Source organism: Enterococcus sp. AZ071 (assembly GCF_050499065.1).
GTDB lineage: Bacteria > Bacillota > Bacilli > Lactobacillales > Enterococcaceae > Enterococcus_A > Enterococcus_A ferrettii.
The window spans coordinates 262,587-287,019 of sequence record NZ_JBIPAS010000001.1 but is presented as its reverse complement, the minus strand read 5'-3'; the positions used below and the strand labels follow the sequence as shown (position 1 = coordinate 287,019).

25 protein-coding genes, 1 tRNA gene and 1 other annotated feature are annotated in these 24,433 nt (G+C 38.4%); of the genes, 3 read left to right on the top strand and 23 right to left on the bottom strand.

Features of this window, described 5'->3' with window-relative positions; genetic code table 11:
* Window positions 1-149: 149 nt before the first annotated feature.
* The gene (locus IGI49_RS01370; RefSeq protein WP_207704400.1) at window positions 150-1,001 is read left to right on the top strand and encodes a MurR/RpiR family transcriptional regulator; all 852 of its coding nucleotides are present in this window, start codon (window positions 150-152) and stop codon (window positions 999-1,001) included.
* Between the two features lie 414 nt (window positions 1,002-1,415).
* Complete coding sequence (locus tag IGI49_RS01365) at window positions 1,416-2,576, top strand: hypothetical protein (protein ID WP_429963128.1); 1,161 nt, start codon at window positions 1,416-1,418, stop codon at window positions 2,574-2,576.
* A gap of 370 nt (window positions 2,577-2,946) precedes the next feature.
* Here the strand turns inward: IGI49_RS01365 and sufB are convergent, their stop codons facing one another.
* The 17 genes from sufB to IGI49_RS01280 all read right to left on the bottom strand — a co-directional run bounded on the left by sufB (window position 2,947) and on the right by IGI49_RS01280 (window position 18,226).
* Entirely contained in the window at window positions 2,947-4,341 is a 1,395-nt protein-coding gene (gene sufB / locus IGI49_RS01360; protein WP_207704397.1) for a Fe-S cluster assembly protein SufB, read from the bottom strand.
* Between the two features lie 11 nt (window positions 4,342-4,352).
* A complete protein-coding gene (gene sufU, locus IGI49_RS01355) occupies window positions 4,353-4,826 on the bottom strand; it encodes a Fe-S cluster assembly sulfur transfer protein SufU (protein ID WP_207704396.1) in 474 nt (157 codons plus the stop codon).
* Window positions 4,813-6,048 (bottom strand): cysteine desulfurase, encoded by a 1,236-nt coding sequence (locus IGI49_RS01350; protein WP_429963127.1) that lies wholly within the window; start codon window positions 6,046-6,048, stop codon window positions 4,813-4,815. Before IGI49_RS01350 ends, sufU begins: the two co-directional genes overlap by 14 nt.
* Window positions 6,048-7,325 (bottom strand): Fe-S cluster assembly protein SufD, encoded by a 1,278-nt coding sequence (gene sufD / locus IGI49_RS01345; protein ID WP_429963126.1) that lies wholly within the window; start codon window positions 7,323-7,325, stop codon window positions 6,048-6,050. The genes IGI49_RS01350 and sufD overlap by 1 nt, the downstream gene beginning before the upstream one ends.
* A gap of 12 nt (window positions 7,326-7,337) precedes the next feature.
* Window positions 7,338-8,108, bottom strand: a complete 771-nt coding sequence (gene sufC, locus IGI49_RS01340) for a Fe-S cluster assembly ATPase SufC (RefSeq protein WP_207704394.1) — start codon at window positions 8,106-8,108, stop codon at window positions 7,338-7,340.
* Between the two features lie 163 nt (window positions 8,109-8,271).
* Window positions 8,272-9,042: a DeoR/GlpR family DNA-binding transcription regulator gene (locus IGI49_RS01335; RefSeq protein ID WP_429963125.1), complete on the bottom strand. Its 771-nt coding sequence runs from the start codon at window positions 9,040-9,042 to the stop codon at window positions 8,272-8,274.
* 106 nt (window positions 9,043-9,148) lie between these two features.
* On the bottom strand, window positions 9,149-10,009 hold the full coding sequence (locus tag IGI49_RS01330; protein WP_207704392.1) for a ketose-bisphosphate aldolase: 861 nt from the start codon (window positions 10,007-10,009) through the stop codon (window positions 9,149-9,151).
* Window positions 10,009-11,412: a PTS fructose transporter subunit IIC gene (locus tag IGI49_RS01325; protein WP_429963124.1), complete on the bottom strand. Its 1,404-nt coding sequence runs from the start codon at window positions 11,410-11,412 to the stop codon at window positions 10,009-10,011. Before IGI49_RS01325 ends, IGI49_RS01330 begins: the two co-directional genes overlap by 1 nt.
* A 264-nt stretch (window positions 11,413-11,676) precedes the next feature.
* Window positions 11,677-12,141 (bottom strand): PTS sugar transporter subunit IIA, encoded by a 465-nt coding sequence (locus IGI49_RS01320; RefSeq protein ID WP_429963123.1) that lies wholly within the window; start codon window positions 12,139-12,141, stop codon window positions 11,677-11,679.
* Between the two features lie 272 nt (window positions 12,142-12,413).
* The gene (locus IGI49_RS01315; RefSeq protein ID WP_429963122.1) at window positions 12,414-13,262 is read right to left on the bottom strand and encodes a MetQ/NlpA family ABC transporter substrate-binding protein; all 849 of its coding nucleotides are present in this window, start codon (window positions 13,260-13,262) and stop codon (window positions 12,414-12,416) included.
* 20 nt (window positions 13,263-13,282) lie between these two features.
* On the bottom strand, window positions 13,283-13,969 hold the full coding sequence (locus tag IGI49_RS01310) for an ABC transporter permease subunit (RefSeq protein WP_207704388.1): 687 nt from the start codon (window positions 13,967-13,969) through the stop codon (window positions 13,283-13,285).
* Window positions 13,962-14,996 carry a methionine ABC transporter ATP-binding protein gene (locus IGI49_RS01305; protein WP_429963121.1) on the bottom strand — a complete coding sequence of 345 codons (1,035 nt, stop codon included), beginning with the start codon at window positions 14,994-14,996 and terminating at the stop codon, window positions 13,962-13,964. The genes IGI49_RS01310 and IGI49_RS01305 overlap by 8 nt, the downstream gene beginning before the upstream one ends.
* Before the next feature lie 57 nt (window positions 14,997-15,053).
* Window positions 15,054-15,307 (bottom strand) — a binding site (T-box leader).
* Between the two features lie 63 nt (window positions 15,308-15,370).
* Window positions 15,371-15,703 carry a glycine cleavage system protein H gene (locus IGI49_RS01300; protein WP_429963120.1) on the bottom strand — a complete coding sequence of 111 codons (333 nt, stop codon included), beginning with the start codon at window positions 15,701-15,703 and terminating at the stop codon, window positions 15,371-15,373.
* A 1-nt stretch (window position 15,704) separates the two neighbouring features.
* The gene (locus IGI49_RS01295; RefSeq protein WP_207704385.1) at window positions 15,705-16,061 is read right to left on the bottom strand and encodes a Spx/MgsR family RNA polymerase-binding regulatory protein; all 357 of its coding nucleotides are present in this window, start codon (window positions 16,059-16,061) and stop codon (window positions 15,705-15,707) included.
* The gene (locus IGI49_RS01290; protein ID WP_429963119.1) at window positions 16,054-17,247 is read right to left on the bottom strand and encodes an FtsW/RodA/SpoVE family cell cycle protein; all 1,194 of its coding nucleotides are present in this window, start codon (window positions 17,245-17,247) and stop codon (window positions 16,054-16,056) included. Before IGI49_RS01290 ends, IGI49_RS01295 begins: the two co-directional genes overlap by 8 nt.
* Window positions 17,248-17,335: 88 nt before the next feature.
* The gene (locus IGI49_RS01285; protein WP_429963118.1) at window positions 17,336-17,968 is read right to left on the bottom strand and encodes a DUF1361 domain-containing protein; all 633 of its coding nucleotides are present in this window, start codon (window positions 17,966-17,968) and stop codon (window positions 17,336-17,338) included.
* A gap of 185 nt (window positions 17,969-18,153) precedes the next feature.
* Window positions 18,154-18,226: transfer RNA gene (locus IGI49_RS01280), tRNA-Thr, on the bottom strand.
* Between the two features lie 135 nt (window positions 18,227-18,361).
* Between IGI49_RS01280 and IGI49_RS01275 the strand changes: the two genes are divergently transcribed.
* A complete protein-coding gene (locus tag IGI49_RS01275) occupies window positions 18,362-18,601 on the top strand; it encodes a hypothetical protein (RefSeq protein ID WP_207704382.1) in 240 nt (79 codons plus the stop codon).
* A 24-nt stretch (window positions 18,602-18,625) separates the two neighbouring features.
* Here IGI49_RS01275 and upp read toward each other — a convergent pair whose 3' ends face one another.
* From upp to IGI49_RS01245, 6 genes are all read right to left on the bottom strand, one after another.
* Window positions 18,626-19,255 (bottom strand): uracil phosphoribosyltransferase, encoded by a 630-nt coding sequence (gene upp, locus IGI49_RS01270; RefSeq protein WP_207704381.1) that lies wholly within the window; start codon window positions 19,253-19,255, stop codon window positions 18,626-18,628.
* A 70-nt stretch (window positions 19,256-19,325) separates the two neighbouring features.
* Window positions 19,326-20,564, bottom strand: a complete 1,239-nt coding sequence (glyA, locus tag IGI49_RS01265; RefSeq protein WP_429964950.1) for a serine hydroxymethyltransferase — start codon at window positions 20,562-20,564, stop codon at window positions 19,326-19,328.
* A gap of 70 nt (window positions 20,565-20,634) precedes the next feature.
* Window positions 20,635-21,648 carry an L-threonylcarbamoyladenylate synthase gene (locus IGI49_RS01260; protein WP_429963117.1) on the bottom strand — a complete coding sequence of 338 codons (1,014 nt, stop codon included), beginning with the start codon at window positions 21,646-21,648 and terminating at the stop codon, window positions 20,635-20,637.
* Between the two features lie 197 nt (window positions 21,649-21,845).
* A complete protein-coding gene (gene prmC, locus IGI49_RS01255; protein WP_429963116.1) occupies window positions 21,846-22,679 on the bottom strand; it encodes a peptide chain release factor N(5)-glutamine methyltransferase in 834 nt (277 codons plus the stop codon).
* Window positions 22,672-23,745: a peptide chain release factor 1 gene (gene prfA / locus IGI49_RS01250; protein ID WP_207704377.1), complete on the bottom strand. Its 1,074-nt coding sequence runs from the start codon at window positions 23,743-23,745 to the stop codon at window positions 22,672-22,674. The genes prmC and prfA overlap by 8 nt, the downstream gene beginning before the upstream one ends.
* On the bottom strand, window positions 23,746-24,327 hold the full coding sequence (locus tag IGI49_RS01245; RefSeq protein WP_207704376.1) for a thymidine kinase: 582 nt from the start codon (window positions 24,325-24,327) through the stop codon (window positions 23,746-23,748). It abuts the gene before it with no gap.
* Window positions 24,328-24,433 lie beyond the last annotated feature (106 nt).

Sequence of the window (24,433 nt, the reverse complement as noted above, 5' to 3'; positions counted from 1 at the left end):
TCATGTTTGTGGTTTTAGCGACCGATTCAAAACAAACGACAGAACAAAAGGCAAAAAATTATAGCTATTAGTCACAATTCATTAAAATTTGGGGAGTTGTTCTTCAAAAAAAATGATATAATAAAGAAAAAACGGAAAAGAGGTAGACTATGAGTGTTCTTTCCCATATGGACAGCATGAAGAAGGATATGTCTGCTGCTGAAAAGAAAATTTATCGTTTCATCTGCGACAACAAGGAAACTATTCCTACTATGACAGCGAGTGAAATTGCTGCCGGTGCTGGATCTAGCGCACCAACGGTTGTACGTTTTTCAAAAAAAATGGGGTTTAATAGCTTAACAGCTTTTAAAATCAGTCTTTCAGCGGAAACAAGACAAGCAGTAGAAATTACTGGTTACAGCGATGTCGGTCCTAACGAACCCTTTCAAACATTGAAAAACAAGTTAGCAAACAACGCGCAATTTACGATTAGTGAAACATCAGAGCTCTTCAATGAGAAAATTTTCAATGAAGCTTGTCACTTACTTGAGTCCACCAATTTTTGTTTCGTCTCAGGTGTTGGTGCTTCTCGCCTAGCCGCAGATGATATTACGCAAAAATGGACGCGTCTTGGTAAAAACATTGTTTACGAAACCGACTACAACTTACTCTTGCCGCAATTAGTTACTAACGCGAAACAAAGTGTTCTGTTTCTAATTTCAAATTCAGGAAAAACACCTGAATTAATCGCACTCGCTGAAACAGCGAAAAGCTTAGATATACCAATTATTGCTTTGACACAATTCGGTCAAAATCGTTTATCAAAATTAGCTGATATCCATTTGCAGACTTCAAGACCTATGGAAGCTGAAATTCGGAGTGCGGCAACCAATTCGATTATTGCACAATTCATTACTATTGATTTATTGTTCTATTTATACATTAGCAGAAATCAAAAATACGCTAAAAAGATCTTTAATACTCGTCAAGCGATTGATCAATATCGGCAAAAGTATTTCTAATTTAAGCATCGGAGTCCTTGGCTTACCCGCCGACAACTTCGATGTTTTTTTATCAAATATTTACTTTAAAAATTAATCTTTCTTTAACTTTATTATCAAGTTTGTTAAAAATTATATTATGTCTTTATGTGATTATTTTTGTTGAAATCCCCCTAACATATAGTAATTGTGTGATGATTAGCTAATGATAAAAAACTTTCAATAACATGCTTAATAAATTAAAAAAATATTTGATTACAACGCAAAAAATGCTGCATAAAATAATTTTTGTTTAAAAAAACTGAGAGTAAACGCTTTCTTAGTTTAAAATACCTAATGAATCCACTAAAATCTACTATCTTATTTACTTAATACAAGGTAAACTATAGATATAAAATGTAGGATTTACTATTTATACGGAGGGCGAGATTAGCAATGAAAGCGAAGAAAAAAAAACAGTTAAAAGCACAGTTTTTAAAAGAATCTCCTTTATTCCACTTAAAAAAGGAAACTAAGACGCTAATAAAAAAGGGAGAGAACCCTTATTTCCTTGCCTTAGACTGTTTGTATCACCGTTACCATATCACACATTTCGATAAATCTGATGAGCAATTAATGAATTTTCTTGAACGTTACTTGTTAGAATTAATTGAACCCGTTAACTATCATGTCGGCCAAGAACAGCTGCTGCATGACATGGGTAAATATCAACACTTGCTGGAAACTTATCATTTATTAAAATATGATCCATCCGCATTTAAGCAAAGTATGGATTGGTTTCAAGAGCTCTTTTCAGATCAGCTGGAAACTATCAGGCAATGGCCAAAGCAGTTCATACTTAGCATTTTTTCTGTAATAAAAGAGGATGACACGTTCTATTTTATGGATGAAAGAGATCAGCAAAAATATTTAATCAAAAATTTCAAAACATTAAATCTGAAAGGTTTGGCGGCAAAGCAGTTACGGGTATTGGCTCTGATCGTTCCGATTGGCGAAAACTATATTTCTACTCCACCAATTGTTAGCGAACCTGATCAGATTATTTTAGGAGCTTTAAGAAAAGAGTCTGCAGAAGAAGCAGCCAAAGATTCTATTTTATGGTATACCAGCTTCCTGCATGACCAGATTGGCGAAGATATTGATGATGTTTTCGAAAGGTTGGAGCAGAATTTAGAGGAAGAATTAGGCGAGCATCCTGATTGGGTTGAGGAAGCAGATATGGAAGATCCGCCATTTTATCCAGCACAAAAACAACCCCTTGAAACTCCAGAAGGGTTCGCACGCAGACTACTGGCTCAGGACGAAACACTGAACGAGTTTATTTATAGTGAGCAAATGACTGCCTTCTTAGCGCAGGTAATTGAACGTTTCCCACAAATGTTCTTTGCAAAATCCAATGCTTTCTCTTTATTAGAGGCTGTGAGAGATATTTTTACGGACGAAGAGGTTGACGACGAACAATTTGAAATGTATAGCAATTTTGCTTCAATTTTTTGGTATGGTTTCTTGCGAGAAAATATGTCTGATGAAATTAAAAACATTGAGCAATACCAAGTTTCTAAAGATTATTGGTATGAAAAATTTGTGTCTTATTAACAGTAATGAATACTTCATACCGCAGGTCGAAAAATAGTTAAATCCTAACTACCGTAGTTGTAAAGTCTACTTTAAAACTCTCTTTTTTACGGATATTTAACTAACGATAGTTTGGATTTTCTTTTTAGCTGTTTATTCATAACTCTATCCTTTCTTTTGATGCAATTTAAGGTGTACACTCTAATATCCTTAGTATATGTTACCAAATGAAAAGTTCCCATCCTTCTAAAAATCAACTCCACCCTGAAAAAGCTCATTTTAAGCACCAATGTAACAATACAATTCCTCTTTTGTTCCCTTTTTTTGAAAAGTTAATCCAAAAGAAGCTCGAAACGTCTTGAATCAAACGCTTCGAGCTTTTATTTTTGTATTATCCGACTGACCCTTCCATTTCAAATTGGATCAACCGGTTTAATTCTACTGCATATTCCATCGGTAACTCTTTAGTAAAGGGCTCAACAAATCCCATAACGATCATTTCTGTTGCTTCTTGCTCTGAAATACCACGACTCATTAAATAATACAATTGTTCTTCTGAAATCTTCGAAACCTTTGCTTCGTGTTCAAGAGAAACATTACCATTCATAATTTCGTTATAAGGTATCGTATCTGAACGAGAAATATCATCCATAATAATCGTATCGCACTCAATATGGCTGAATGACCCTTCGCTATCACGAGTAAAACGAACAGTTCCGCGATAGTCTACTGCCCCACCGTCCTTAGCGATTGATTTAGAAACAATTGTACTCGACGTGTTTGGCGCATTATGAATCATGCGAGCGCCATTATCCAAAACAATGTTTTTACCAGCCACTGCGATCGACAGCATTGTACCACGAGCACCTCTACCATTCATATAGACACTTGGGTACTTCATTGTAACCTTAGAACCTAAATTACCATCTACCCACTCCATTGTAGCATTTTCTTGAGCTTGGCCTCGTTTAGTTTCCAAACTATAAACATTGTTAGACCAGTTTTGAATTGTTGTATAGCGGCAATAACCATCCTTTTTTACAAACACTTCTACTACAGCAGCATGCAAGCTGTCTGATGAGTAGGTAGGGGCCGTACAGCCCTCTACGTAATTAATACTGGCACCTTCATCGACAATAATCAGCGTACGCTCAAATTGCCCAGTGTTAGCAGCATTAATCCGGAAGTATGATTGAATTGGAATATCCGTTTGAACACCTTTTGGCACATAGATAAAGGTTCCACCTGACCAAGCAGCAGAGTTTAGAGCTGCCAACTTATTATCAGATGGCGGCACTAAGGTTCCAAAGTATTCCTTAAATAGTTCTGGATACTCCTTCAAGGCAGAATCAGTATCCGTAAAGACGATTCCTAATTTTTCAAACTCATCCTTCATATTATGATAGACAACTTCTGACTCATATTGAGCAGAAGCTCCCGCTAAATATGCACGTTCTGCTTCAGGAATACCTAAACGCTCAAAGGTTGTTTTAATCTCTTCAGGAACATCCTCCCAGTCACGAGCCGGTTTATTACTGGATTTAATATAATAATTAATCTTGTTAAAGTCCAAATCAGTTAAATCCGGACCATAATCAGGCATATTTAATTTATAGAATGTTTCAAGAGATTTCAAACGAAACTCCAACATCCATTCTGGTTCCCCTTTAACGCGGGAGATTTCGCGAATAACTTCTTCAGATAAGCCTTCCCCAGTCGTAAAGACAGGTTTTACATCATCGTGGAAGCCAAATTGATACTCATCTTGCAGTTCAGGTACAGTCATAGTTCCCGCTCCTATTCTTTATGAAATTGACCAGCTGTTGCTTTTCCCTCATCATCTGTTAAAGCTTTTCCTAATGCCTTCCAGGCTAAGGTAGAACATTTAATACGTGCCGGAAACTTAGCAACTCCGCTAAGCATTGCAGCTTCTCCCAGCGCATTACTGTCTTCATCAGATAATTGGTTGCCTTGAACCATTTGGGCAAAGCTGACAGCCAGATGTTCTGCTTCTTCAACACTTTTTCCAATCACCGCATCTGTCATCATTGATGCACTGGCTGTGCTAATTGAACAACCACTGCCAGAAAATGCAATGTCATCAATCACACCGTCTTTTACCGACAATTCCAATTCAATGATATCACCACAGGTCGGATTGTTCATTTCAATCGTACGGGTAGATTCATTCAACTTTCCAAAATGATGAGGACGAGAAGAATGATCCAAAATAACTTGACGATACAAATTGTCTAATCTAGATAGCGCCATTTTTGAAAAACTCCTTTGTGGCTTCCAAAGCAAAAATCAAACGATCCGCATCAGCTTTCGTATTATAGAAATAAAAACTAGCCCGTGCAGTCGCAGGAAGATCCAAATATTTCATCAACGGTTGCGCACAATGATGACCTGCACGCACTGCAACTCCCTCCATATCCAGGGCAGTTGCTAGATCATGAGGATGTACTCCTTCTAAATTAAAGGATAAAACGCCTGTATGATTTTCCACATCTTTAGGGCCGTAAACCGTCAAACCATCAATCGATTGCAATTTAGGTAATACATATGCAACTAAATTCTGTTCATACTGATGAATATTCTCCATACCAACAGCAGTTAAATAGTCGATTGCTGCACCTAGAGCAATTGCTCCGGCGATGTTCGGTGTACCTGCTTCAAATTTCCAAGGCAGTTCTTTCCACGTACTATCATATAAGTTGACAAAATCAATCATTTCTCCGCCGAACTCGATCGGTTCCATTTGCTCCAAAAACGGTCTTTTGCCATATAATACACCAATTCCAGTCGGTCCGCACATCTTATGTCCACTAAAAGCAAAGAAATCGCAATCTAATGCTTGTACATCTACCTTCATGTGTGGACTAGACTGCGCACCATCTACTATCATTACTGCGCCATTGTCATGAGCCAGCTTAGCTAACTCATTAATCGGATTGACTACCCCTAAAACATTGGAAACATGAGCAATTGACACAATCGCTGTCTTATCATTGATCACTTGCTTAGCTTCTTCCATATCAATAAAGCCTTCTTGATTCATAGAAAGATAGCGTAACTTCGCTCCCTTACGATCAGCCAGCTGCTGCCATGGAATAATATTCGAGTGATGCTCCATGAAGGAGATAACAATTTCATCGCCTTCATTGACAAATGCATCTCCGTAGCTCCGAGATAACCAGTTTAGTCCAGTTGTTGTACCTCGTGTAAATAATACTTCAGCCGATTCGTTGGCGTTGATAAATGCGCGGACTTTTTCACGGGCACCTTCGTACTTTACCGTTGCTCGTTCTGCTAATGTATGAACACCGCGATGTACATTGGCATTATCATTTTCATAATAATAGCGTAAAGCATCTAATACTTGCTTAGGTTTTTGTGTCGTAGCTGCATTGTCAAGGTACACCAACGGTTCATCGTTCACTTCTTGAAAAAGAATGGGGAAATCTTCCCGCAACTCCGAAAAATTGATCATTATTTTTTCAACTTCCCTTCGATCATATCGATCAGTTGGTCTTGAGCAGCTTTTACAGGAATGGCAGTTAATACAGGTCCTAAAAATCCGCGAATAACTAAACGCTCTGCTTCATCTTTAGCCAACCCGCGACTCATTAAATAGAAGAGCTCCTCAGGATCAACTCGTCCAACACTTGCAGCATGTCCAGCAGTTACCTCGTTTTCTTCAATTAGTAAGATTGGATTAGCATCTCCGCGCGATTTAGTAGACAGCATTAATACCCTACTTTCTTGCTGTGCATCTGCCCCTTTGGCTCCTCGCAAAATATGCCCGATTCCATTAAAGGTTAACGTAGATTTTTCCAAAATCACACCATGTTGCAAAATGTGTCCGATTGTATGCGGTGCTTTATTGGTCACACGCGTGTCAATCCCTTGAATTTGCTTGCCTGTACTAATAGCAACAATTTTCACTTCGGAGTGTGCGCCATCACCAACCAGATCAGAATCAAAGTCAGCTATTACATTGCCGTCATTCATAATACCTATCGCCCAATCAATCATAGAATCACGCATTAAATAACCGCGACGATTCATGTAGGTAGCTATGTTATTGCCTAAAGTATCGATTGCAGAAAACTTAATTCTTGCACCTGGCTTAGCAATAACCTCCACTACAACATTACCTGATAACTTTTTAGCATCAGCACCTTGAGAATCAAATCGTTCTAAGTAAGAGAACTCACTGTTTTCTTCAGCAACAATCAATATGTGCTTAAAGAAGTGAGTATTGTCATTGCCGTTATGGATAAACAAAGACTCCATGGCTTGTTCAATCACTACGTTTTTAGGAACATACAGGAAAACACCATTATTCATAAAAGCCGCATGTAAAGCTGTCAATGAATTTTCATCCATTGGTACCGCTTTTTGCATATAATATTCTTTTACTAACTCCGGATACTCTTTTACAGCAGTCATTAGATCAGTAAAAATGACTCCTTTTTCTGCTAACTCTGGAGAAATCTGTTCAAAGACAGTATCATCTCCGATTTGAGCCACCATCGGATTGTCCGGCATTTGATCGAATCCTGGAACAGTTCCAGTTTCTAATTGACGTTCCGGTTTTACATTATATAAATGCCAACGGGCAAATTTCACTTTTTCAATCACAGGAAGCGGCAGTTCTTCAATTTTTTCCAAAGCTGAAAGTCTAAAATCAGTCATCCATTGAGGTTCTTCCCATGAAGCGGAATAAGTCTTCACGGCATCAAGATAATCCATCCATTTTGTCATTTATCTTGCCTCCTACACTTCTTCTTTGTAATCAATACCTAATTCAGCTGAGATACCAGCATAACCCTCAGATTCTAAACGTTTAGCCAATTCCGAGTTACCAGTTAAGACTACCCGTCCATCCATCATGATATGAACCACATCAGGCACAATATAATTTAACAAACGTTGATAGTGAGTGATGATTAACGCTCCGAAATTATCTCCACGCATAGCATTAATTCCTTTTGAGACAACTTTCAAGGCATCAATATCTAATCCCGAATCAATTTCATCTAAAATAGCAAAGGTTGGTTCAATCATCAATAATTGAAGAATTTCATTCCGTTTCTTTTCTCCACCAGAAAATCCTTCATTCAAGTAACGCTCCGCCATTTCTTCCGGCATATTCAATAAGGCCATTTTCTCGTCTAATTTTTTTAAGAAATTCATTACTGAAATCTTGTCTTCCTCTTTGCGACCTGCGTTCATAGCTGCTCGCATAAATTCTGCGTTACTAATACCAGGAATCTCACTTGGGTATTGCATTGCCAAAAACAGGCCTAATCGAGCACGCTCATCAACTTCTAAATCTAATACGTTGGTTCCATCAAATAAGATTTCTCCTTGAGTAACTTCATAATTGGGATTTCCCATGATCGCCGCAGAAAGGGTTGATTTTCCCGTTCCATTTGGTCCCATAATCGCATGGATTTCTCCCGTTTTCATAGTTAAGTTTACGCCTTTTAAAATCTCTTTATCTTCAATGGATACATGCAAATCTTTAATCTCTAAAACAGACATGAATTTCCCTCCAAAATATTTTTTCGTTCTCACATATTTTAGACTAATTGAGAATGTAATTCAAATGAATTCAGCACTTTTCTAAAGAAAACTACTGTTTATTTAGAATTATTCTTGGTTTAGTCAAAAAATCAGATCTCGCCTAATTTATTCAGTAAATTACTCAATACAAACACTTTATATGATGATTAGCCAGTTTCTCTATTTTTTCCCCTGTTATTGGCTGATCTGTAATCAGATAATCAATCTCATGACAAGCAATTCCCTGATACATGTATTTGTGATCTAACTTATCAGAAGTTGCTAATACTATTAACTGATTTGCTTGTCGGCGGAAGGCTTTCTTCATTTGCGCCTCACCTTCATGCGTTTCCGTAACTCCATGTTCAAAATCCAAGCCGCGACAGCCAATAAAGGCCAGATCAGCATTATAAGTTAGGCTATCATTATAAGCCTTTGATCCATTGATTGTTGCTCGTTTAGGTACAATTGATCCGCCTAATATAGAAACATGAGCTGAAGTAAACTCGCTTAACATGACCGCAGTAAGTACGCCATTAGTAATAATTTGTAACCCATCAAATTTGCTTAAATTTTTAATTAGATGCAGGCATGTGGTGCTAGAATCTAAAAAGATAACCATATCATCCTTGATTAATGTTTCCGCAACGTTTGCAATGTACTGCTTATTATTCTCCTCATCAAGATGTGTCACTTTCATCAAAAATGGCACATCAATTTTTTTATTATCCACGAGCATAGCTCCGCCACGAGTGCGGCGGATTAAACCAGTCTTTTCCAGCATAATCAAATCTCTCTTAACGGTAGCCTCGCTGTAATTAACTAGTTCAATCAAATCAGCCACACGAGCAAATTGATTCACCTTTAAGTAATTGACAATCTGCTGCTGCCGATCTTCAATAACACTTAGCATAGAATATTTCTCCTTCATCATAGTGGTTATTTCAATTTTAGCGTTAAGTGAAAAAAAAAGACAACCCTTTTTATTTTAAATAAAGGGTTGTCGATAGAAAGATTCGTTAATACAAATCAGCTTTGCCAATGGTTTGAAGCACGGCCATTTTATGGCGTACAACAGCTTTTACTTTTTCATTTGCTTCTGGGAAAACATCTCCTGGTTCCAGCATATAAGGATTCTCTGTTAGAATTTCTCGCAAAGCGTCAAAGAAAACACTTTTTAAATCCGAACTTAAATTTACTTTAGCTACTCCATATTTTACAGCTTCACTTACTTCCGAATCTGGATTTCCTGAACCACCATGAAGAACAAAAGGAATCTCAATTCGTTTGTTTAACTCTTTAAGCAATTCAATATTCAGCTTAGGTGTCATATTTTTGGGGTAAAGTCCGTGAGCCGTCCCAATTGCAACAGCCAATGTGTCAATTCCTGTTTCTCTTACAAAGGTCTCCGCCTGATCCGGATCAGTGTAAATAATATTGGCTGAACCACCTTCCGCTGAACCATTGTTACCAATTGTTCCAAGCTCCGCTTCTACCGAGACGTTTACACTATGCGCCAAATCGACGACTTGTTTAGTTATAGCTGAGTTGTCCTCATATGATTGAGCTGAAGCATCAATCATCACTGAGGTGTATCCATTACGGATCGCTCGCATAACATCCTTGATAGTACCGCCATGGTCCATATGAATTACTACAGGAACACTGCTGTTGTGTGCATACTCTCGAACTGCGGCTACGAATTCATTATTTAAATAAGCGATTTCGTCAGGATGAATTTCTAAGATAACTGGCGCATTTTGAACCTCAGCTTCTTCCATAATCGCCTTCATCATATCGTAACTACAAATGTTAAATGCAGGTACTGCAAACTTATTTTCTAGGGCAACAGCTAGTAAATCCTTCATTGTATACAACATTACACTTCCACCTCGTTAGTTAATTTTTCTTCTGGTTCTTCCATTGGTACAGTTTTCTTTAACAATCCGATTAATAAAGCAGTTACGACTGTTCCTGCCACCAAAGCCAAAAAGTACATCGGCAGATTATTCATTACATTAGGAATCAGCATTACCCAAATACCGCCATGAGGAGCCATTGAAGTTACACCAGCAGACATGGAAATACCCGCAGCCGTAGCTGAGCCTAGCATAAGACTTGGAATGACACGAAAAGGGTCGGCTACTGCAAAGGGAATTGCTCCTTCGGTAATATAAGAAGCACCCAATATCCAGCATGATTGTCCAGAGGTCCGTTCTTCTTTAGTAAATTTGTCCTTGAATATAATCGTCGCTAAGGCCAATCCTAAAGGTGGTGTCATTCCTGCTGCCATACAAGCAGCGATCGGTGCATTAACCCCCGCCGACATTAGGCCAATTGAAAAGGTTGAGATAGACTTGTTAATCGGACCTCCCATGTCTGCGGCCATCATAACACCAATTAACAGACCAAACAGTAGTCCAGAAGTATTACCAAGTCCATTTAACCAAGCAGTCAATCCATTCAAGACCCAAGCAATAGGCTGATCAATTAGAAATACCATTGCTAATCCGATTACTAGGATAGAAACTAAAGGAACAACAATTAGTTGATAGATAGCTGCAAACTGTTTTTTAACAGAAACCTTGTTAGCTATAAGGTTAGTTACATAACCAGCTAATAGTCCACCAATCATCCCACCTAAAAAGCCCGAACCACCGTTTGCTGCAAGTAAACCAGCGACAATCCCTGGAGCAAACCCCGGCTTTCCAGCTATCGAGCTTGCAATTCCAGCTCCTAATGCAGGTACCATCATGGCAAATGCTGCGCCTCCACCGATAGTTGAAAGCGCACCTGCCAGCACATTATAATCAGCTGACTTAGGATCTGAAGCAGTAATGCCAAATGCAAAACTTAGAGCAATAATAATTCCGCCAGCAATGACAAATGGCAGCATATAATTGACACCGTTCATAAAGTGATTATAAATTCCGGCTTTTTGTTGGTTGGCTTCGACTTTTTCCGTTGAAGAGATCCGCATGGTTCCTTGATTGCTTAACGCTTCTTCGATAACTATCTCCGGCTCTTTGATGGCTCTGCCAGTTGAAACTCGTTTGACCTCTCTACCAACAAATCTAGACATATCAATATTCTTATCAACAGCAACAATAATTGCATCTGCGTCTTCAATCTCCGCTTTTGTCAATTCATTCTCAACTTTGGCTCCTTGAGTTTCAAACTTCGCCTGATGCCCCAAACTAGCAGCGGTTAATTCTAACTTTTCCGCTGACATATACGTATGGGCGATTCCTGTGGGACAAGCGGTAATTCCTACGATTTTCATAATAATTCCTCCCATTTTCTTATGGTAATGCAGAATCAATCTAATAGAATCCCTTTAAAATTCGTTAATGACAAATACCTTTTGACCTTCTCCTATAGCTAAATATGATTAAGTCCCTTACACCAAGCACTATTGAACTGTAGTAGCTATTCCATCGTGCTTCTTTGCTAAGCTTTTCTTTCTAAACAATGTGTATTTTCAAGTGCGTAAACTTTTTAGTTAGAATTCCCCATAGAATTATTTAAGTTGTTTTTCTTGACTAATTTAATAAGCAGTTTTAGCTTTGTTCTCGATGATGCTCACAATTTCTTTTGAGTCAGCAGCAGCCTTCAATCGGTTTCTAAACTCCTTATTCATCAGTTTTCGTGACAAATTACTCAAAATATCTAAATGCATGGTAGAATCCTTTTTAGGAACCAAAATAGCAAATACACATTCAACAGGCTGATCATCAAGCCCACGGTAATCTGTCATGCTACCCCCGTGAATGAAACACACAGTCGGTTTTAAAACATGCTTGCTTTTGGCATGCGGAATTCCAAACCCATCCTCGATTCCAGTTGACATTTCAGCCTCTCGGTTATATAAATCCTTTACAATCTTTTTAGCCTTAGTGGCCCGACCATTCTTTTCTAACACTTGTCCAATTCGCTCAAACAAGTCTTCCTTTGAACGAATTGACTCATCAAAAATAACTAAATCATTCATCATCATCCTAGATAGATCCATTAAAACTACCTCCCCACTAGTTATGTTAACGGTTTCTTTTATCTGTGATTACTATAGCATCGCTATTTAAATCGTTCAATGCTTTGACTGTTTTTAGGTAAACAAGTCTTTTACAGCTCTTTTAGCTCAAATCCAATGAACGATATCATTCATCTATGTTTTGTTTTTTTAAACAAATAAAAAGTTGAAATGATTTTTACAGGCCAAATAAAAAAACACCCTTGACTGTTAGATCACTCTAACTTGCCAAGGGTGCTTAATCACTTTGTCTCTTAATTATTTACTGGTTTTACGGAACCATCCCATTTTTCAAGAATCCAATCCTGTACATCTTTACTATGCAGAACTTCTAATAATTTTTGGATACGTTCGTCATCTTTATCTTCTGAACGAGTAGCAACAATGTTTACATATGGTGAATTGTCACTTTCCAATAAAACAGAATCCTTAATTGGATTTAGACCCGCACCATATGCAAAGTTGGCATTGATTGCAACTAAATCCCCTTCGTCATTGTTGTAGGTAGAGGCCAATAATTCTGGGTTTACTTCATAATTAAATTTTAGATTTTTAGGATTATCCTTAATATCATCAAAAGTTGCGGTCTCGATGTCTACTCCATCCTTCACTGTAACTAAATCCGCTGCTTCCAAAATAGAAATAACACGGCCCCAATCAGATTCAGAATTTGAACAAATAACTGTCGATCCATCTTTCAAATCTTTGATGTCAGTAATTTTTTTAGAGTACAAGCCCATTGGTTCAATATGAATCGCTCCTACATCGGCAAAATCATAATCATTTTCTGCTACTGCTTTTTCATAGAAAGGCCTGTGCTGGAAGTAGTTGGCGTCTAATTCACCTTCAGCTAATGACTTGTTAGGTAAAATATAGTCATCAAATTTCTTTATTTCCAAATCAATTCCTTCTTTTTCCAATAGCGGCTTAACATGTTCTAAAATTTCTGCATGAGGAGTCGGTGATGCTCCCACAACTAATGTTTTGTTGCTCTTATCATTTCCGTTACTGCCATCCGTTGTATTATTGCTTCCACCACCACAAGCTGCTAAACCAACTGTCACTAACGCAATTGCTGCTAAACCTAATAATTTCTTTTTCATTTCATTTTCCTCCAATATTTTTATCGTTTATCCGTTTTCTTCGCTAAGAAGTCGCCAACTCCTTGAACGATAAACACAATAATTAATATGATAACTGTCGCTAAAAGAGTTACGGTATAGTTGCCTCGTTGATACCCTTCTTGCCACGCTAACGCACCTAACCCACCTGCACCAATCGCACCGGCCATAGCAGTGAAACCGATCATGGTAATAGTTGTAACCGTGATCCCTGAAATCAAGGCAGGCAAGCTTTCTGGAATAAGCACTTTATAAATAATTTCCAAGTAGCTAGCTCCCATTGAGTCTGCAGCTTCCAGCACACCACTATCCACTTCACGAAAAGCAATTTCTACTAAGCGAGCATAAAATGGTGCTGCTGAAAGAACTAGCGCTGGAATTGCTGCCTTGGCCCCTAGCATTGTCCCGACTAACAATTTGGTAAATGGAATAATCAGTACCATTAAGATCATAAATGGTGTGGATCGAAAAATATTACCGATAATAGAAACAATCCCGTATAACAAACTTTTCCCGTTCGTTTTATTTCTGCCCAGTGTATAGAGAGCTAATCCTAAGAGCAAACCAATAATGAACACTAATATCATGGAAGTGATTGTCATAAACAATGTATCGATAATGGCTTGGCGGAATGTTTCTGGATCAAGCTGATCAAAATTCAAATAAGTTTCACTAAAACTTTTATCCACGATGAATCACCTCCACATCTACCTGTTGGCTGCGAATAAATGCAAGTGCTTGGTCAACTTCTTTTTCGTCACCTGTCACTTGAACAGTTAATGTACCAAACGAATTACCATCAGCGCGTTCAATATTCCCATAAACAATACTTATATCCACTTGAAATTTTCGAATTGCTTGAGAAACCACTGGTTCTCCAGCATTATTTTCCACAAAGTGTAAAGTAACTAAAGTACCTTGAGGATTTTCTTTAAGAAATTCTTTAACTAACTCTGTAGAATCTGCCTTTGGTTCTAGCTCTTGTTGAACAAACAGCTTGGTTACTTCCTGTTGCGGATGCCGGAAGACATCCTTAACCAATCCTTCTTCAACAATTTTTCCTTGTTCCATTACAGCAACTTTATTACAAATCTTTCGAATAACATTCATTTCATGCGTAATCAGCACAATTGTTAACCCTAATTTTTCATTGATATCTGCTAGTAAATCTAAAACTTCTTCTGTTGTTTGAGGATCTAACGCACTGGTTGCTTCATCACAAAGTAAGATGTCGGGATCATTGGCTAAAGCTCGGGCTATCCCTACACGCTGTTTTTGCCCCCCAGATAACTGGGCAGGATAAGCATCTCCTCGACCTTCAAGTCCCACCAGCTTCAACAACTCTTCAGATTTTTGTTTTCTTTGTTCTTTCGCTACACCAGCTAATTCTAAGGGCAATTGGATATTTTCTCTTACAGTTCGAGACCACAACAAATTAAAATGTTGAAAAATCATCCCAACCTTCTTACGGAAATTACGCAAATCTGCTCCCTGCAGCTTCGCTACATCTTCGCCCTTGATCGTCACTTCACCTTTTGTTGCGTTTTCTAACCCATTTAATAATCGTACCAAAGTACTCTTGCCAGCACCTGAATAACCAACAATGCCATAAACGTCTCGTGGTTCCACTGTTAGATCAACACCATTTACAGCGTATATTTCTCCCCCCTTGCCAGAAAAGGTTTTTTCAACCTGGCGTAATTCGATTAATGCCATCGTTTCTTCCCCCTTTGAAAAAATAAAAAAGCTTCCGTCTTAAATGTACCTGTGTACACTTAGGACGAAAGCTCAACTTTCGTGTTACCACCTATGTTTGTAATAGCCTCACGACAATTACCTCATCCAGTACTTGAACGTGCTCATCCGCATACTGTGGTGCTATAACGGGCACTCCCGTAACTGACTCACTGCTGCTCGTCAATTCTGCTCAAAGACCATCTTCCATCTCATGCTCGTTATCCCTTCTCAGCTTGGTGGGACTCTCTTAAAACGCTTATCAGATGTACTCTTCTTTTCATTGCTTTCTCATATGATATGAGAGGATTATAACAAATTTGAAATTTGTCTGTCAATTCATTTTGCTGTTTTTCTTAAAGTGTTTCGAATTCTTCAATATCTACTTGTCTGAAAGATAGTACCCAAGCATCCAATTCATCTTCTGTACTCAATGCAGCGGGATCCTTTTCAGCCTTTTCATTGATCGAAGAAACTACACCTGTTACCGGACTTTTGAATTCACTCACTGCTTTTTCCGCTTCAACTTCTAAAAATGGTTCGCCAGCTTTTACCATTTGACCAATTTTTGGAAAAGAGACAAATGAAACTTCGCCTAATTCATCTTGCACTTCTTTTGTTAATCCCATACAAAAATCCTTATCATTGTGCAAAACCCATAATCCATCTTTTTTCTTTAAATGTGTCATTTTATTTAAATACTCCTTCATATACGTCTTCATTGAAACCATTAATCAAAAACTTTCCGTCTTTGACAATCATCGGCCGTTTGATCAACATGCCGTCGCTAGACAATATACGACTTGCTTCTTGAATCGTCAAGTCATTTATTTGATCCTTAAGATTTAGTTCACGATATTTCATACCACTTGTATTAAAAAAGCGACGTAAAGGCAAATCTGATGCTTCAATCAAAACTTCAAGTTCTTCCGCTGAAGGAGTCTGCGTAATCAAATCAATTACTTCAAAATCAACATCTTGCTGAGTCAACCATGCTTTGGCCTTCTTACAAGTTGAACATTTAGCATATTCATAAAACTTATACACGACGAGTCCTCCTATTTTCCAGCTTCTTCGCAGTTTGATAGCGCATTGACAAAATCAGACCAATCCCCATCATATTCCCTAAAATAGATGAGCCTCCTTGGCTGATGAACGGCAACGGGATACCTGTTAAAGGCAGCAATCCTATATTCGCACCAATATTTTCAAATACGTGGAACAAAATCATCATAATAATACCTGTTGCGATATAAGCGTAGAATTCATTATTCATATCAAAGCATACACGAATCATGCGATAAATCAATATGAAATACAATAGAATCACAAATGCTCCACCAATAAAACCAAAGTTCTCGCCAATAACACTAAAAATCATATCCGATTCACGAACTGGCACATAAACGTTGCTCACATTGTAGCCTGTTCCAAACATTCCACCGGAGCCAATGGCCATCAGAGCATGAGCCAATTGAAAACTTTGCCCCTGCGGATCATGAAACGGATCCAACCAGGAATCAATCCGGGCAAATTGATAGCTTTTGAATCCAACATGCGTCAACAATTCTCGACCAAAATCCGTTGTTACTAATAAAATGATGGACGTTCCTAACACAGCTACAATTAAAATACTTGGAACCACAATCAACCAAGAAATGCCGGACATTAAAAACATTCCTGCAAAAATCGCCAAGAAAACCAGCATCGTCCCGAAGTCTTTTTGCATCATTACTAGCACTAGTACAGGAATGGTGACTAAGAACAGCTTACCGATTAAAAAAAGATCAGTCTTCAATGTACGAAGGTGGTTTTTCAAATTGTGTTGAGTAATAATCAGTGCCATCATTAAAATATAGGCAACTTTCATCAATTCAGAAGGCTGGAAGGTCATTGTACCAACTCTAAACCAGTTTTTTGAGCCAGTTGAGTTTGCCAACTCTGGATCAAAATATCGCAGCAATGCCAACATTACTGCTAAACCAATAACATACAAGAACGGCGTTATCCGCCATAACCACTTTGCATCCAAATGCATAATAATTACTACTACTAAAGCACCCAATGCATACCATAGACCTTGCATAGCGATGCCGCGAAAAATATTTGGATCTCTCGGGTCGTGTGTCAACGCCACATAGAGGGAAAGTAAACCAACTAGACAAAGTAGGAAAACCGGTAAGATAACTCCGTAATCAATACGATTGTCTTTATTTCTTTTTAGCGTATCCATATCTCATCCCTTTTCCAACAATATACTTGCTTATTATAGACGCTTCTTGTCATAAATAAAAGTCAGCTCAGCTGACTTTGTAAAAAATTTAGTCTTCTTTTTTGTTTTGTATAACTTCCTTCAGTAATAGCCAAATCACCAGCTGGATTATAATAAATACAAGAACAAATTGCAGCTTTCCTGTTCCCCAGTTCCCTAATAATAAATTCAATGTCGACAAGGGATGGATGATTAAATCTATAGAATGGATACGGTCAAATCGTCCGATGTAAATAGCAAGTGCCGTCAAAGCTGCTAAAATAGTCAGATAAAACCAAAAATATTTTTTACTGTTTGATAATTGGTTTATCACCTGTATAGCCTGACTCATACCCACAGTGACCATAATTAAGATCGGCACAACTAACAAAAGAAACAGCAGCCAATCCTTAGGAATATTTTGAAATAAGCCTCCACTTTGATAGATATTTAGTACTTCTAAGTGCAGCAAATCAGTCAACAAATAAGGGATGTTGGGAAAAAATAGGAGCCAAAAGCCTCCAAAAACATATTTCCATTTTGTATGCATACGTATTACTAAATTGCCAAATTCAATTGGCAGCCATGCTAAAAAAATATTTAAAGACATAAATGAAAATGGATTAGCAAAAACGGTCATAGCAATCATATAGGCCAAAATAACTAATCGATAAATAGCCGGTTTACTTAGCATCACTTTCATTAGTAAAGTCCTCTCTAATTAGTTAAACAATGGCGTAAACAAAGTCGATAACCCTGTAAAAAGGATTATCGACTAATTTTGATTGAAGCAATTACGCAACAACTATTTATTCTTTTGTGAAAAACCATAGAAAATCGTCGTCATTATTCAAGCGAAAAGACTAATATGACGGCGTTTTCCGCATATGCCAGCTGCAGGGATCGAACCTGTGACCTGCGCGTTACGAGTGCGCTGCTCTACCAACTGAGCTAAGCTGGCTCAATGAATACAACTGAAATTATAGAAAACTTTTAACAAAATGTAAAGCCCAAACTTCTTCGAAAAGCGGTTACATGAAAATTTCTAAAAAAAGTGGTATAATTAAGGGGTACAAGAAAAGGGGGAATTTTTTACATGGCAACATTTGGTAAAATGATAACGCAGATTGACCCTTCAGAAGCAGGAAAAGATTTTCCTGTTGAGACACACGTAATGTTCACTATTCGCAATCAACCTCAAACGGGTGTTATTACAAAGCAGCTAAAAAACGCTGCTGTAGTGGAGTTAGATGAAAATGCCAAAAACGGTGAATTAATCAATCACTCCAATGGGGTTGTAGTAATTAACTATAAACAAATGAAAAAAATTCAGTGATCCTTAAAGGATCACTGAATTTTTTTATTTAGTGCCAAATAACCTGTCACCCGCATCGCCCAAACCAGGAACGATATAGCCGTGTTCGTTTAAATGATCGTCTAAGGAAGCAGTATAAATATCCACATCAGGATGCGCTTCTTGCAATGCTTTCACACCTTCTGGAGCTGCTACTAAACAAACAAACTTCATATTTGAAGCTCCACGTTTTTTCAAAGAATCAATCGCCATGATGGCTGACCCGCCAGTTGCCAGCATTGGGTCAACAATAAATAATTGACGACTGTCAATATCATCAGGCATTTTGAAGAAATATTCATGAGGCTCCAATGTTTCTTCATCACGAAACATACCGATATGGCCAACTTTAGCAGCAGGAATCAATTCTAGAATTCCATCAACCATCCCAATTCCAGCACGCAGAATCGGAACAATGGCTACTTTTTTACCTGACAATGTTTTTTGAACTGATTTTTCAATTGGTGTTTCAATTTCAATATCCTCTAAAGGCATATCGCGTGATACTTCATAAGCCATTAAATTGGCAATTTCACCAACTACCTCACGAAATACCTTTGTTCCACATTCCTTGTCCCGGATAATAGTCAATTTGTGTTGAATTAATGGATGATCAATTACTTGAAACTTTCCCATAATGAATAGCTCCTCATCTATAATTTACTCTTATTATAAGGTAATCTTTGCTTAAAAACTAGTCATAATGCTAGTCAATAATTGGATGTTTATCAGTTAACTCCAAAACAGCTGCTTTTACTGCATCCAAACGGCTTTCGTCACCTTTTGAACGCAAGGTTTCAACAATGAGCTCAGCAATTTTCTTTACATCCTCTTCTTTGAATCCACGGCTGGTAATGGCCGGTGTGCCGATACGAATACCACTTGTTTGGAAAGGACTCTTCGTTTCGAATGGAATCGAGTTTTTATTAACAGTAATATGAACCGAATCCAGCAAGTGTTCTGCCTCTTTACCAGTCATTTCAAACTCAGTAACATCTACTAAAATTAGATGGTTATCACTGCCACCAGAAATTACACGACTTTCTGGTGCCTGGTTAAAGACCTTCACCATCGCTTGAATATTTTCCAAAACTTGTTTTGAATAGTCTTTGAAATCATCTGACATAGCTTCTTTCAAAGCAATCGCTTTAGCAGCTATTACGTGTTCTAATGGTCCACCTTGAATACCAGGGAAGACTGCACTATTGATTTTTTTAGCCAAATCTTCATCATTGGTCAAAATCAATCCGCCTCTTGGACCGCGTAAAGTTTTGTGTGTCGTCGTCGTTACCACGTCAGCATAAGGAACAGGACTTGGATGCAATCCAGCAGCTACTAGACCAGCAATATGCGCCATATCAACCATTAATTTTGCTCCTACCTCGTCGGCAATTTCACGAAAACGAGCAAAATCAATCGTCCGGCTATAAGCACTTGCACCTGCAATAATCAGTTTAGGCTGATGTTTACGCGCTAAAATACGCACAACTTCATAATCAATAACTTCAGTTGATGGATCGACGCCATAAGCAACAAAATGATAAGTTTTCCCGCTAAAGTTTACAGGAGAGCCATGTGTTAAGTGTCCGCCAGCTGCCAAATCCATTCCCAAAACAGTATCACCAGCTTCGATCAATGAAAGGTAAGCAGCTTGATTCGCCTGTGAACCAGAATGTGGTTGAACATTAGCAAATTTTGCTCCAAATAACTCTTTAGCTCGATCAATCGCTAGATTTTCCACGATATCAACAAATTCGCAGCCTCCGTAATATCGACGTCCAGGATAACCTTCTGCATACTTATTCGTTAAAATACTGCCTTGTGCTGCACGAACCGCTCCAGAAACAATGTTCTCAGAAGCAATCAGCTCCAAATTGTTTTGCTGCCTTTGCGTTTCTTTCTCTATGGCTTCCCATAAATCGGGATCTAATGCTTGATAATTCAAATCCATCCTCACCTTTCCTGATTGTTGTATCTAGTATACGAAAAGATTACTACATAATCGAATGTTTTGGCTAATTTTTGTCAAAATAATTTTGAGCAGCGGCTTTTTTCAGCCGATTCATATATGCTGCACCTAATTCGTTTTCCGTAAAAACCTGAGCCAAAATCACATCACTGCCATCAGCTTCATCTAGCGCCCGCAACCCACTATATAACCCGTGAGTTGCTGCTTCAACAGTATCATCCATGAATACATAACGGTCAGCAACCTGATATTTAGCTGCAATTGAGGGTCCTGCCAGTAATGCCATTCTTTTTCGATTTTTCTGTCCCCATTTAATTGCTTGGTCCCAATCTTCGTCTTTAACCATTAAGACTGGAGTATCTGGCGCATAGTGTTTATACTTCATGCCCGGTGCCTTAGGCGTCTCGCTTTCCTTGACTAGATGTTTATCTAGGAATATTTTTGTTTGGAGCACTTTCTCCAATTTTTCTTTGGTAACAGCTCCTGGACGTAAAATGACTGGGGTTTCTCCACTTAAGTCCAATACGGTGGATTCCACACCAATTTGTGTTGCACCGTCATCTAAAATCCCAGCTATTTTCCCTTTTAGGTCATGAAAAACATGCTCTGCAGTTGTAGGACTAGGTTTACCAGAGGTATTTGCACTAGGCCCCACCAGTGGTGCTTCAGTCTTTTGGATCAATTCGAGTGTTTTTTTATTGTCGGGCATTCGAAAGGCAGCTGTGGATAAACCGCCAGTTACTATAGGACTCAGACTGTTTTTTTTAATTGGAAAAATTAAAGTTAATGGACCTGGCCAAAAATACTGTACAATTTTTTCGGTCAGAGGATGATACTTTTCCACAAATGGTTTTGTCATCTCAAAATCAGCAACATGAACAATCAAAGGATTATCACTGGGACGTCCCTTGACCTGAAATACCTGCTTGACAGATTCCGGCAAAAGCGCATCAGCTCCCAATCCATAGACCGTTTCTGTTGGAAAAGCTACTAATGCCCCGTTCTTCAACAGTTTTGCTGCATAGTCCAATTCTTCTGATTGAAATATTTTTGTTTCCACAGTTTATCCACAGCTCCCTTTTTCTTTTTTCCTACTCTATCAAGCGTTCTATTATGACTATCCACGAACTGTGGAAATGAGTTTTGTCAAGTGTGTATAACTCTGTTGATAACTTTTCGGCTGCTCGATTACTTGGTAAATCAGTGTTTTTTTATGAATTATCCTTTTAAAAAAATTTTTTTCCACATGATCTTCCTTTAAGAAACAACGACTATCCGATCATTCCTTGCTAAATCTTTTTTTACCTCAACCAGCTTACTTGGAAAAGCCTTTTGCATCATTTCTTTTACCACCGGTCCTTGTTTAAATCCAATTTCCATTAACAGCATTCCCTCCGGTTTTAAAACTATCGGAGCTTCTTCAGCAATTTTTTGATAGATGGCCAGACCATCATTCTCAGCAAATAATGCTTTTTTAGGCTCGTAGGTTCGAACACTTTCATCCATCAATGACCATTCAGACTGACCAATATAGGGTGGGTTACTGATTATTATGTCTTGAGGTTCATCTATCGCCGATAGAACATCACTTCTCTCATATACGATATTCGCTCCTAGATGATCCGCATTTTCTTTAGCCGTATTTAATGCTTCTTCAGATATATCAACAGCTCGAACCTGCCAATCTGGTCTTGCCAGCTTCAAACTAATTGCAATAGCCCCAGTTCCAGTACCAATATCTACTATTTTCAAATTGTCTCGCTGCCGATTTCGTTCTAGACATAGCATGACTAGCTCTTCGGTTTCCGGTCGGGGAATCAAGGTATTCTTGGTCACTTTGAATCGATGGCCTAAAAAATCACTGTAACCTAAGATATATTGAGCAGGAACATGGTCAAGCAGCAACCGAGTATCCGCCTGAATAAGCATCTCTTCTTCAGCAGAGATTGCTTCTCGCATATGCAAAAGCCACTGCGTTTTGCTCCAGCCTTTACGCTCCAAGAAAAGATATTCGATAGCATAACCTTCTAAGCCGGACTCTTCTAAAAAAGAAGAAGCCCTTGATAGGACTTCTACGTAGGTTTTAACCATTTTGCATCTCTTCCAGTTTCTTCGTTTGATCATATAGGATCAATGCATCAATGATTTCATCAAGCTTTCCGGTTAAGATTTGGTCTAACTTTTGAATAGTCAAGCCAATCCGGTGATCCGTTACCCGGTTCTGTGGAAAATTATAGGTCCGGATACGTTCAGAACGATCTCCAGTACCCACTGCTGATTTACGACTTGCATCATATTCAGATTGTGCTTCCTGTGAAATTTTATCGTATACCCGCGCACGCAAGACTTTCATCGCCTTTTCACGGTTTTTCAGCTGTGAGCGTTCGTCTTGCATTGCTACAACTACGCCTGTTGGAATATGGGTTAGACGTACAGCTGAAGCTGTCTTATTGACGTGCTGTCCACCGGCACCAGAAGCGTGGTAAATATCTGTGCGAATGTCTTTTTCAGCAATGTCAATTTCAACTTCTTCTGCTTCTGGCATAACAACAACGGTCGCTGTAGATGTATGAATCCGTCCTTGTGATTCAGTTGAAGGTACCCGTTGTACACGGTGAGCGCCACTTTCATATTTCAATTTAGAGAAGACATTGTCCCCGGTAATCATCATAATTACTTCTTTGTAACCACCGATACCAGTAACATTGGCATCCATTACTTCAGTTTTCCAGCCTTGTGCTTCTGCATAGCGCTGGTACATATTGAACAAATCACCAGCGAAAAGGGCTGCTTCATCGCCACCAGCTGCTCCACGAATTTCCATGATGATATTTTTGTCATCATTTGGATCCTTAGGCAGCAGTAAAATTTTAATATCTTCTTCTAAAACTTCTTTTTCTTTCTTTAGCTCAGACAGTTCTTCTTTTGCCATCTCAGCCATATCGGCTTCTAAGTTTTCGCCCAGTAGTTCTTCTGCTTCGCTGATTCCCTCGATTACTTTTTTGTAGCGACGGTAAGTTTCAACTGTTTCACGAATACTTGCTTCCTCTTTAGAAAGCTTCATAAAACGTTGGGTATCTGTAACAACCTCAGGATCACTTAATAATTCCCCAAGCTCCTCATAACGATCTTCCATGCTCTGTAACTGATCGTACATCTATTCTTCCTCCTTAATTTCCGGGTGCAGGTAGTGATTGCGGCAAACTGGATAATAAGCCTCATTGCCGCCAATCTGCACTTGATCACCTTCGTAAACTGGTTTGCCATCAATAAAATGCAAATTCATTGTGGCTTTTTTGTGACAGAACCAGCAAATCGTTTTTAATTCTTCTAATTTATCTGCATACAATAATAAATACTTCGAGCCTTCGAACAATTCATTTCGAAAATCATTTTTTAGCCCAAAAGCCATTACCGGTATCCCCAATTCATCAACAACTTGAGCAAATTCCAATACATGGTGCTTTTGCAAAAACTGTGATTCATCAACTAAAATACAGTAAGGTTTATAGTCCAATTCCTTAATGTATTGATAAACATTGGTTTCAGTAAAAATCGGAGTTGCTGGACGCTTTAGGCCAATTCGGCTAGCAATCATGCCGACACCGTCCCGTGTATCCAATCCACTGGTCATCAATACAACCGGTTTATTTTGTTCTTCATAATTGTGAGCAACCTTTAAAATCTCTATGGTCTTCCCACTGTTCATTGCGCCGTATTTAAAAAAAAGCTGTGCCATCTCTTGTCACCTTTCACTTCATTCCTATCGTATTATAGCTGAAAAGCAGTATTTTTTACAGTCATAATTTCTATTCTCTCCTTATTCTCTAAAAGAAGAAGAAATT